The organism is Methylobacterium variabile, from assembly GCF_001043975.1.
Lineage (GTDB): Bacteria > Pseudomonadota > Alphaproteobacteria > Rhizobiales > Beijerinckiaceae > Methylobacterium > Methylobacterium variabile.
In genome coordinates, this window is the sequence record NZ_LABY01000151.1 from 23,994 (window position 1) to 33,446 (window position 9,453).

Annotated in this window: 10 protein-coding genes and 1 pseudogene; 9 read left to right on the forward strand and 2 right to left on the reverse strand. The window is 70.1% G+C overall.

Features of this window, described 5'->3' with window-relative positions; all coding sequences use genetic code 11:
• The first annotated feature begins 291 nt into the window (after window positions 1-291).
• Genes urtB through urtE form a run of 4 tightly spaced genes read left to right on the forward strand, consistent with a single transcriptional unit; the run spans window position 292 to window position 4,536 of the window.
• Window positions 292-1,881 carry an urea ABC transporter permease subunit UrtB gene (gene urtB, locus VQ02_RS20720; RefSeq protein WP_048446109.1) on the forward strand — a complete coding sequence of 530 codons (1,590 nt, stop codon included), beginning with the start codon at window positions 292-294 and terminating at the stop codon, window positions 1,879-1,881.
• Between the two features lie 2 nt (window positions 1,882-1,883).
• Window positions 1,884-3,038, forward strand: coding sequence for an urea ABC transporter permease subunit UrtC (gene urtC / locus VQ02_RS20725; RefSeq protein WP_048446110.1), 1,155 nt, complete (start codon window positions 1,884-1,886; stop codon window positions 3,036-3,038).
• On the forward strand, window positions 3,035-3,826 hold the full coding sequence (gene urtD / locus VQ02_RS20730) for an urea ABC transporter ATP-binding protein UrtD (RefSeq protein ID WP_083469341.1): 792 nt from the start codon (window positions 3,035-3,037) through the stop codon (window positions 3,824-3,826). Before urtC ends, urtD begins: the two co-directional genes overlap by 4 nt.
• A 14-nt stretch (window positions 3,827-3,840) precedes the next feature.
• Window positions 3,841-4,536 (forward strand): urea ABC transporter ATP-binding subunit UrtE, encoded by a 696-nt coding sequence (gene urtE, locus VQ02_RS20735; protein ID WP_048446111.1) that lies wholly within the window; start codon window positions 3,841-3,843, stop codon window positions 4,534-4,536.
• Window positions 4,537-4,596: 60 nt separating this feature from the next.
• On the opposite strand, the gene VQ02_RS38305 is transcribed toward urtE, so the two are convergent.
• On the reverse strand, window positions 4,597-4,845 hold the full coding sequence (locus VQ02_RS38305; protein WP_048446112.1) for a hypothetical protein: 249 nt from the start codon (window positions 4,843-4,845) through the stop codon (window positions 4,597-4,599).
• Between the two features lie 53 nt (window positions 4,846-4,898).
• Here VQ02_RS38305 and VQ02_RS38310 point away from each other — a divergent pair, with 53 nt between their 5' ends.
• The gene (locus VQ02_RS38310) at window positions 4,899-5,081 is read left to right on the forward strand and encodes a hypothetical protein (protein WP_048446113.1); all 183 of its coding nucleotides are present in this window, start codon (window positions 4,899-4,901) and stop codon (window positions 5,079-5,081) included.
• Here the strand turns inward: VQ02_RS38310 and VQ02_RS34845 are convergent.
• Complete coding sequence (locus VQ02_RS34845; protein ID WP_053080476.1) at window positions 5,071-5,427, reverse strand: nucleotidyltransferase domain-containing protein; 357 nt, start codon at window positions 5,425-5,427, stop codon at window positions 5,071-5,073. The two genes, VQ02_RS38310 and VQ02_RS34845, sit on opposite strands and share 11 nt — an antisense overlap.
• A gap of 344 nt (window positions 5,428-5,771) precedes the next feature.
• Here VQ02_RS34845 and rimP point away from each other — a divergent pair.
• From rimP to VQ02_RS20770, 4 genes and pseudogenes are all read left to right on the forward strand, one after another.
• Window positions 5,772-6,368: pseudogene (rimP, locus tag VQ02_RS20755) on the forward strand (ribosome maturation factor RimP); the annotation flags it as partial.
• Window positions 6,369-6,438: 70 nt separating this feature from the next.
• Window positions 6,439-8,118 (forward strand): transcription termination factor NusA, encoded by a 1,680-nt coding sequence (gene nusA, locus VQ02_RS20760; protein ID WP_048446115.1) that lies wholly within the window; start codon window positions 6,439-6,441, stop codon window positions 8,116-8,118.
• 26 nt (window positions 8,119-8,144) lie between these two features.
• Window positions 8,145-8,924 carry an RNA-binding protein gene (locus VQ02_RS20765; RefSeq protein WP_048446116.1) on the forward strand — a complete coding sequence of 260 codons (780 nt, stop codon included), beginning with the start codon at window positions 8,145-8,147 and terminating at the stop codon, window positions 8,922-8,924.
• A 114-nt stretch (window positions 8,925-9,038) separates the two neighbouring features.
• On the forward strand, window positions 9,039-9,453 hold a 415-nt coding region (locus tag VQ02_RS20770; RefSeq protein ID WP_048446117.1), incomplete at its 3' end, for a translation initiation factor IF-2 associated domain-containing protein.

Consider the following 9,453-nt stretch of genomic DNA (forward strand, 5'->3'; position numbering starts at 1 on the left):
GCCTCTCTCCCACAGGGGAGAGGCCCGAGAGGATGCCTCCCGGCTCCCCTTTCCCGGACGACTGGAACGCAGTGGAAGGAGATCCGGGATCCAGCAGAGGAAGTGCCGCGAAGCGGCTCTGCAGACTGCAGACGAGCGGACGCTTCGCGAGTTCTCGTGCTGGATCCCGGATCTCCTTCCGCTGACGCTGCAGTCGTCCGGGAAAGGGGTCGGTGCCTGAATCCAAAAGGTGCCGCCACCTCCACGGCCTCTTCCGCGAGGAAGAGGACAACCTTCTCCGGACAGTCCTGAATGCACCGCCGCCTCGTCCTTCTCCTCATCGCCTGGTGCGCCATCTGGGCCCTGCCTGCCGCCGCGCAGACCGGGCCTGATGCCGCCTATGCGCGGCTCGCCAGCGACAGCTACTCCGACATCGAGGCCGGCATTGCAGGCCTTGCCACCAGCGGCGATCCCAAGGCCGGGCCGGTGCTGCGCGCGCTGACCGACAACCGCCTGCTCTACCGCCCGGACGACAAGGCGCTCGCCATCAAGGACGGCGCCGCCGTCACCGACGCGCGTACCGGCGCGGCGATGAGCCCGGACGGCCTCAAGCCCGTGCGGGTCAACAACCGCGTCCGGCGCGCCGTCGACGCGGCCCTCGGCACCCTGAACCTCCTCGCCCCCGATCCGGCCACGCGCCGGACCGCCGCCGACGCGGTGTTCAAGGCCCGCGACGCCGCCGCGCTCCCGGCCCTCGACGCGGCGCTCGCCCGCGAGTCCGACGCGGGCGTGAAGCGCAGCCTGCAGGAGGCCCGCGCCGCCGCGCTGCTGGCGAAGCCCGGCAGCCCTGAGATCGAGCGGCTGGCCGCCGTCGACACCATCCAGGCCCGGGGTGATTCGGAGGCGCTGGCCATCCTGCGCGGCCTCTCGGGCGACGCCTCGCAAGGGGTGCGAGACGCCGCCGCCCGCGGCGTGTCGGCGATCGAGAGCCGCCAGGCGCTGATGGCGAACGTGCAGAACGCCTGGTACGGCGTCTCCCTCGGCTCGGTGCTGCTGCTCGCCGCCATCGGGCTCGCCATCACATTCGGGGTAATGGGCATCATCAACATGGCCCACGGCGAGATGGTGATGCTCGGTGCCTACACCACCTACCTGGTGCAGGAGCTGATCCGCCAGAAGGCCCCCGGCCTGTTCGACTGGTCACTGCCGATCGCGATCCCGCTCGCCTTCCTCACCGCCGGCGCCGTCGGCGTGCTGATCGAGCGCAGCGTCATCCGCCACCTCTACGGCCGGCCGCTCGAGACGCTGCTCGCCACCTGGGGCATCAGCCTGATCCTGCAGCAGGCGGTGCGCTCGGTCTTTGGCCCGACCAACCGCGAGGTCGGCGCGCCCTCCTACATGTCCGGCGCCTTCGACCTGTTCGGCCTCTCGATCACCTGGGGCCGGCTGTGGATCGTGGTGTTCGCGCTCGCGGTCTTCCTCACCCTCAACCTGATCCTAAAGGCGACCTCCTTCGGCCTGAAGACCCGCGCCGTCACCCAGAACCGCCGCATGGCCGCCGCCATGGGCATCCGCACGCCCTGGATCGATGCCTTCACGTTCGGCCTGGGCTCCGGCATCGCCGGCGTCGCCGGCGTCGCGCTCTCGCAGATCGACAACGTCTCGCCCAATCTCGGCCAGGGCTACATCATCGACTCGTTCCTGGTCGTGGTGTTCGGCGGCGTCGGCAATCTGTGGGGCACGCTGGTGGCGGCCCTCACCCTCGGCGTCGCCAACAAGTTCCTCGAGCCCTACGCGGGCGCGGTGCTCGGCAAGATCCTGCTCCTCGTGTTCATCATCCTGTTCATCCAGAAGCGGCCGCGCGGCCTGTTCGCGCTCAAGGGCCGGGCGGTGGAGGCCTGACCATGCTCCTCTCCCGCATCGACAAGCCCGGCTGGATCTTCCTCGGCGTCCTGGCCCTGGCCTGCATCGTCGTGCCGGGCCTCAACCTCCTCACCGCGCCGGGCTCCGCGCTCCACGTGCCGACCTACGCCGTCTCGCTGATGGGCAAGTACCTCGCCTACGCGATCCTGGCGCTCAGCCTCGACCTCGTCTGGGGCTATTGCGGCATCCTCTCGCTCGGCCACGGCGCGTTCTTCGCGCTCGGCGGCTACGCGATGGGCATGTACCTGATGCGCCAGATCGGGCCGCGGGGCGTCTACGGCAACCCGATCCTGCCCGACTTCATGGTGTTCCTGAACTACAAGGAGCTGCCCTGGTACTGGCACGGCTTCGATTGGTTTCCCTTCGCCGCCGTGATGGTGCTGCTGGTGCCCGGCATCCTCGCCTTCGTGTTCGGCTGGCTCGCCTTCCGTTCGCGGGTCACCGGCGTCTACCTGTCGATCATCACCCAGGCGATGACCTTCGCGCTGATGCTCGCCTTCTTCCGCAACGACATGGGGCTGGGCGGCAACAACGGGCTGACCGACTTCAAGGACATCCTCGGCTTCAACGTGCAGGCGCAAGGGACCCGTGTCGCGCTGTTCGTCCTGACGGCGCTCGCGCTCGGGCTCGCCTACCTCGTCGCCCGGTTTATGACGACCTCGGCCTTCGGCAAGGTGCTGATCGCGATCCGCGACGCCGAATCGCGCACCCGCTTCCTCGGCTACCGGACCGCGCACTACAAGGTTCTGGCCTTCACGGTCTCGGCGATGATGGCGGGGGTTGCCGGCGCCCTCTACGTGCCGCAGGTCGGCATCATCAACCCGTCCGAGTTCGCCCCCGCCAACTCGATCGAGGCGGTGATCTGGGTCGCGGTCGGCGGCCGCGGCACGCTCGTCGGCGCGGCGCTCGGCGCGGTGCTGGTCAACTACGCCAAGACCCTGCTCACCGGCGCGATGCCGGATGCCTGGCTGTTCGCCCTCGGCGCCCTGTTCGTCGTCGTCACCCTGTTCCTGCCCAAGGGCATCCTCGGCACTCTGACCGAGCGGCTCGGCTCCCGTCGCGCCAAGGCCCGCCTGCCCGGCCCGAAGCCGGGCGAGATCCCACCTGCTCTGGCCGAGGAGGGCCGCGGATCATGAGCGCGGCGATCGCCCTGCCCACCTCCGACCCGGTCCACGAGAAGCGCCTCACCCAGGCCCTGCTCTACGTCGACGACATCAAGGTCACGTTCGACGGCTACCGGGCGTTGCGCGGCCTGTCCCTGACCCTGATGCCGGGCGAGATGCGGGCCATCATCGGCCCGAACGGTGCCGGCAAGACCACGATGATGGACTGCATCACCGGCAAGACCCGGCCGGATACCGGCCAGGTGATCTTCGACGGCCTGCACGACCTGACCCGCATGGACGAGGCGGCGATCGCCGAGCTCGGCATCGGCCGCAAGTTCCAGAAGCCGACGGTGTTCGAGAGCCACACCGTCGCCGACAACATCCTGCTGGCGCTGAAAGGCCCCCGGGCGGCGACCGCCTCGCTGTTCGGCTGGCGCAACCGGGTCGAGCGGGAGCGCATCGACGCGATCCTCGAGACGACAGGCCTCGTCGCCCATCGGGCACGCCCGGCCGCCGACCTCTCGCACGGCCAGAAGCAGTGGCTCGAGATCGGCATGCTGCTCGCGCAGGATCCCAAGCTCCTCCTCGTCGACGAGCCGGTCGCCGGCATGACCGACGCCGAGACCGAGGCGACCGCGACGCTCTTGCGCCGCATCGCCCGGGACCACGCGGTGATCGTGGTCGAGCACGACATGCACTTCGTGCGCGCGCTCCAGTGCCGCGTCACCTGCCTGCACGAGGGCGCGGTGCTGGCCGAGGGCTCGATCGATTCCGTCTCGGCCGACCCGCGGGTGGTCGAGGTCTATCTCGGACGCTGAGGATCTTCTTGGACATGCTCTCCGTCGAGACCATCGATCTCCATTACGGCGCGGCCCAGGCCCTGCGCGGCGTTTCGCTCCAGGCCGAACTCGGCAAGGTCACCGCGGTGCTCGGCCGCAACGGCGTCGGCAAGACCTCGCTGATGCGCGCCATCGTCGGCCAGCAGCCGGTCTCGAAGGGCGCGGTCAAGCTCGACGGGCGCGACATCAGCCGGCTCGCCCCCTACGACCGCGCCCGCCAGGGCATCGCCTTCGTGCCGCAAGGGCGCGAGATCTTCCCGCTGCTGACCGTCAAGGAGAACCTCGAGACCGGCTTCGCGCCCGTGAAGCGCGCCGACCGCTACGTGCCGGGTGAGATCTACGACCTCTTCCCGGTGCTCAAGGACATGCTGGGGCGCCGCGGCGGCGACCTCTCGGGCGGCCAGCAGCAGCAGCTCGCCATCGGCCGCGCCCTGGTGACGCGCCCCCGCGTCCTCGTCCTCGACGAGCCGACCGAGGGCATCCAGCCCTCGATCATCAAGGATATCGGCCGGGCGATCGACTACCTGCGGGGCAAGGGCGACATGGCGATCGTGCTGGTCGAGCAGTACTTCGAGTGGGCCCGCGACCTGTGCGATTCCTACGCGGTGATGGACCGCGGCCAGGTGGTGGAGGCGGGCCCGCGCTCGGGGATGGTGGAGGCGCAGGTGCGGCGGTGGCTGTCGGTGTGAGGCCGGCAGCATAGAGGATGCTCATGACAATGATGACGGGCTCGACGGCCCGCCCTGTCATCATGACTTGAGAATCGTGAGCGACCGAGACTCGGACTTGCGGCGCATGGGGTCCGTCTTCCCCGCAGGCACATCGTCCCCGGCATCCAGGTCGACCGGGAAATGCTGCGCACTGGCATCGATCAGGCGGCGGAGGACATCCGAGGCAAGATCGAACTTCTCGCTGGGTATCGCCGCAGGCAACCTGCCGCCGGTCTTCGGGTACCGGAATGCGGTGGCGTAGGTCCTGAGATAGCCAAGCCCCTGCATCGCGGTCCGGAGGGGATGTTCCTCGGGAACCTGTCGGCGAGACGGTCGAGGATGTGGACGTCCTTGATCTGGACGTGCTCGCCTTCCGAGGTGAGCAGGGCGAGGAGGAGTTTCTCTGCGGCCTGTTCCAGATGGTAGGCGTCGTTCCTGCTCTTGCAGTTGTGCAGGATGATCGCATCCTTCAGGTCGCGGTCCGCGAGCCTGAGATGGTTGGCGATGTGAAGACTAGCGGCTGAAGACACGCACGGCGTGCCCGGCGATGTCCCGCGTCCTCGAATTCGCGACAGTCAGGTCCGACAGGAACTCGCTCTTGAGGGAGCACAGCACGTCCGCATAGACCCCCGACCCTTTGTGCGTCTCGTAGCCGAGCAGCGGGTCGAGCAGGCGCTCGTCGGCGTCGTCGGGCAGAACCACGAGAATGTCCCAGTCGCTGTCCGGACTCGCCGTTCCCCTCGCGCGGCTGCCGAACAGCAGCACGTCCTCCGGAGCGTAGACGGCCTCGATCCGCTCCAGGAGCGTCTTCAGCGCGGGATACTCGCCCGTGGCGGGCACGAGTTCCGCGACGGATGTCGGTGTCGTCATCGTCCGATCCTCGGGGCAGGTATGATAGCAAGCGCCCAGCGCCCAGTCATCGGGGGCGGATGCGAGGTCCGTTGCGAGGGTCGGAAGCGCGCGCCGGCTGCCTCGCCGTGCTACTCACCTCGTGAGCCTTCGGCCGGCTCCCTGCGATAAGCGCCGACCACCTTGCATTTCGCGCGTTCCGGGATTATCTCCGCGACAACAGTTCTGTTCGTGGCTGATGAGGCTGCGGTGCGGGAGTGGGTCCCTCGGGGCCCGCTCTTTTTTATTGCCGCAACGCCTCCCCGGGCGCGAGCCGAACGCCAGATTGCCTCCTCCCACGGGACCGCGCCACGGCTTTCGACCCCATGACCGACGCTCCAGACCAACACCCGGCCGAGAAGCGGCTCATCACCGAGACCGGCGTCGCCGCCCGGGTGGCGCAGATCATCGAGCCGTCGATCGAGGGCCTCGGCTTCCGCCTCGTGCGGGTGCGCGTCACCGGCCAGAACGGCTGCACGGTGCAGATCATGGCCGAACGGCCGGACGGCACCATGACGGTGGACGATTGCGAGACCGTGAGCCGCACGATCTCGCCGATCCTCGACGTCGACGACCCGATCGGCGGCGCCTACTACCTCGAGATCTCTTCGCCGGGCATCGACCGGCCGCTGGTGCGGGCGGGCGACTTCGCCCGCTGGGCCGGCTACGAGGCCAAGGTCGAGCTGGCGACGCCGCTGGACGGCCGCAAGCGCTTCCGCGGCATCATCCGGGCGCCGGAGGGCGAGACGGTCCGCATCGAGCTGCCTGACGCCAAGGAGGGCACCCCCTCCGCCTACGACCTCCCCTTGCGCGACATCGGCGAGGCCCACCTCGTCCTCACCGACGCCCTGGTGCGCGAATCCCTGCGGCGCGGCTCGGCCCCGCCGCAGGACGACGAGGAGGATGACGAGGACGAGGGCGCCGCCCCGCCCGTCACCCACTGAGCGCCAGCCCACCCACATCCGAGAGACCAGCCAAGGAAGGATTGAACCGATGGCCGTCGTCAGCGCCAACAGGCTCGAACTCCTCCAGATCGCCGATGCGGTCGCCCGCGAGAAGGTGATCGACCGCGCCATCGTGATCGGCGCCATGGAGGAGGCGATCGCCAAGGCCGCCCGCTCGCGCTACGGCGCCGAGACTGACGTGCACGCCGAGATCGACCCCCGCACTGGGGCGCTGCGCCTGTCGCGCCACCTCCTGGTGGTCGACGAGGTCGAGAACGACGCCCGCGAGATCGACCTCGACTCCGCCCGCCGCCACAACCCGGCCGCCCAGGTCGGCGACGTGATCTCCGACACCCTGCCGCCGTTCGATTTCGGCCGCGTCGCCGCCCAGTCGGCCAAGCAGGTGATCGTCCAGAAGGTCCGCGACGCCGAGCGCGACCGCCAGTATGAGGAGTACAAGGACCGCATCGGCGAGGTCGTGAACGGCCTCGTCAAGCGCGTCGAGTACGGCAACGTCATCGTCGACCTCGGCCGCGGCGAGGGCATCGTGCGCCGCGACGAGTCGATCCCGCGCGAGACCTTCCGCCCCGGCGACCGCATCCGCGCCTACCTGTTCGACGTCCGCCGCGAGGTGCGCGGGCCGCAGATCTTCCTCTCGCGCTCGCACCCGCAGTTCATGGCCAAGCTCTTCGGCCAGGAAGTGCCGGAGATCTACGACGGCATCGTCGAGGTGAAGGCGGTGGCCCGCGATCCCGGCTCGCGCGCCAAGATCGCGGTGATCTCGCGCGATTCCTCGATCGACCCGGTCGGCGCCTGCGTCGGCATGCGTGGCTCCCGCGTCCAGGCGGTCGTCGGCGAGCTGCAGGGCGAGAAGATCGACATCATCCCGTGGTCGCAGGACCAGGCGACCTTCATCGTCAACGCGCTGCAGCCGGCCGAGGTGGTCAAGGTGGTGCTCGACGAGGAGGCCGACCGCATCGAGGTGGTGGTGCCGGACGACCAGCTCTCCCTCGCCATCGGCCGGCGCGGCCAGAACGTGCGGCTCGCCTCCCAGCTCACCGGCTGGGATATCGATATCCTGACCGAGGCCGAGGAGTCCGAGCGCCGGCAGAAGGAGTTCGTCGAGCGCACCAACGCCTTCATGCAGGCCCTCGACGTCGACGAGACCGTGGGCCAGCTGCTGGCGGCGGAGGGCTTCCGCTCGGTCGAGGAGATCGCCTACGTCGAGCCGTCCGAGCTCGCCAACATCCAAGGCCTCGACGAGGAGACCGGCGCCGAGATCCAGGCCCGCGCCGTCGACTACCTCAACCGCATCGAGGCCGAGAACGACGCCCGCCGCATTGAGCTCGGCGTCGCCGACGAGCTGCGCGAGATCGACGGCATCACCACCCCGATGATGGTGGCGCTCGGCGAGAACGACGTGAAGACCGTCGAGGACCTCGCCGGCTGCGCCACCGACGACCTCGTCGGCTACACCGAAGGCCGCGGCCCCGAGGCGGTGCGCCACGCCGGCTACCTCGACGGGTTCGAGCTCTCCCGCGCCGAGGCCGAGGCGATGATCATGGCCGCGCGCGTCCATGCCGGCTGGGTCGAGGCGCCCCCGCCGGAGGAGGCGCAGGAGGGTGACGAGGGCGAGGAGTCCGAGGCCGAGCACGCCGAGGGTGAGGAGCACGAGGCGGTGCCGGTCGAGGAGGGCGCCGCCGCGACCGCCGAGGGCCAGCCGACCTGAGGCGGGCGGGACGCGGGATGAGCCCCATGCAGGACGAGCCCCAGGATGCGGACGCGCTGCCGCCGGACGTCCTCGACGCCGGCGCCGGGCGCGGCCGCGCCAACGCGGAGCGCACCTGCCTGGTCACGCGCGAGGCCGGCAACCCCGAGCGGATGATCCGCTTCGCCCTCGGTCCCGACAGCACGGTGGTGCCGGACCTGCGCGCCCGGCTCCCCGGCCGCGGCGCGTGGGTCACGGCGACCCGGGCGGCGGTGGCGGAGGCGGTGAAGAAGCGCCTGTTCCAGCGCGCCTTCCGGCAGAAGGGCGCGCTCGTCGCGCCCGATCTCACGGATGTGATCGAGGCGTCCCTGCGCGACGACCTGCGCCAGGCCTTCTCCCTCGCCAACAAGGCGGGCTGCGTCGTCACCGGCTTCACCAAGGTGGAGAGCGCCGTCGAGAGCCCGTCCGGGGTCGCCGCCCTGGTGCATGCCAGCGACGCGAGTCCCGACGGGCGCCGAAAGCTCGCCCAGGCATTGCGAAGGCGCTACGGCGATGCCATATCGGGCATCCCGGTCATCGACGACCTGTCCGGTGAAGAATTGGACATGGCCTTGGGCCGGGATCATGTGATACATGCTGCCCTCGTCGCGGGAGCTGGCACTGCCGGCTTGCTCGCGCGTTGGCGTCGGCTCCACGTCTTCCGCGGCGAGGCGGCGACGCTGGGAACCGCCGGAACGGAGCCTCAGGGCCCCGACGCGGCGCTCCCGGACGCTGTCCAGGATGGTGGAACATCGTCGCGGACCGGCCCCCCGGAGGCCGGTGGTTGAGTGAATCGAATGGGATCGGCCCGGTCGGCGGGTGCGCTCCCGGGAATACGATGGGAGGCGGCCGCCGGGAGGCCGGGTCCCGGGACGGACGAGAACCCCCAGGGTCTGAACTGAATGAGTGAGACGAAAAATCCGGGCGACAAGACGTTGCATACCGGCCCCTCGAAGACGCTGTCGATGAAGCGTCCGGTCGAGCAGGGGACGGTGCGCCAGAGCTTCTCCCATGGCCGCTCGAAGTCGGTCGTGGTCGAGACGGTGAAACGTCGCGTCGGCGGCGCGCCGGCCCCGGCTGCGCCGAAGGAAGCGGCGCCGAGCCAAGCGCGCTCCGCTCCCCAGGGGCAGGGCCGTCCGGGCGGGTCGCGCCAGGAGCGCCCGGCCGCCGCGCGTTCCGGCGTCGTGCTGCGCACCCTGAGCGATCAGGAGCAGAGCGCCCGCATGGCCGCCCTCGTCGACGCCAAGCGTCGCGAGGAGGAGGAGCGCCGTCGCGCCGTCGAGGAGGCGCAGCGCCGCGCCGAGCGCGAGGCCGCCG

Excerpts from the sequence above, each read along its gene's own strand:
- urtB (WP_048446109.1), top strand. The coding sequence starts at position 292 with ATGCACCGCCGCCTCGTCCTTCTCCTCATCGCCTGGTGCGCCATCTGG.
- urtC (WP_048446110.1), top strand. The coding sequence starts at position 1,884 with ATGCTCCTCTCCCGCATCGACAAGCCCGGCTGGATCTTCCTCGGCGTC.
- urtD (WP_083469341.1), top strand. The coding sequence starts at position 3,035 with ATGAGCGCGGCGATCGCCCTGCCCACCTCCGACCCGGTCCACGAGAAG.
- urtE (WP_048446111.1), top strand. The coding sequence starts at position 3,841 with ATGCTCTCCGTCGAGACCATCGATCTCCATTACGGCGCGGCCCAGGCC.
- VQ02_RS38305 (WP_048446112.1), bottom strand. The coding sequence starts at position 4,845 with ATGCAGGGGCTTGGCTATCTCAGGACCTACGCCACCGCATTCCGGTAC.
- VQ02_RS34845 (WP_053080476.1), bottom strand. The coding sequence starts at position 5,427 with ATGACGACACCGACATCCGTCGCGGAACTCGTGCCCGCCACGGGCGAG.
- nusA (WP_048446115.1), top strand. The coding sequence starts at position 6,439 with ATGGCCGTCGTCAGCGCCAACAGGCTCGAACTCCTCCAGATCGCCGAT.
- VQ02_RS20765 (WP_048446116.1), top strand. The coding sequence starts at position 8,145 with ATGCAGGACGAGCCCCAGGATGCGGACGCGCTGCCGCCGGACGTCCTC.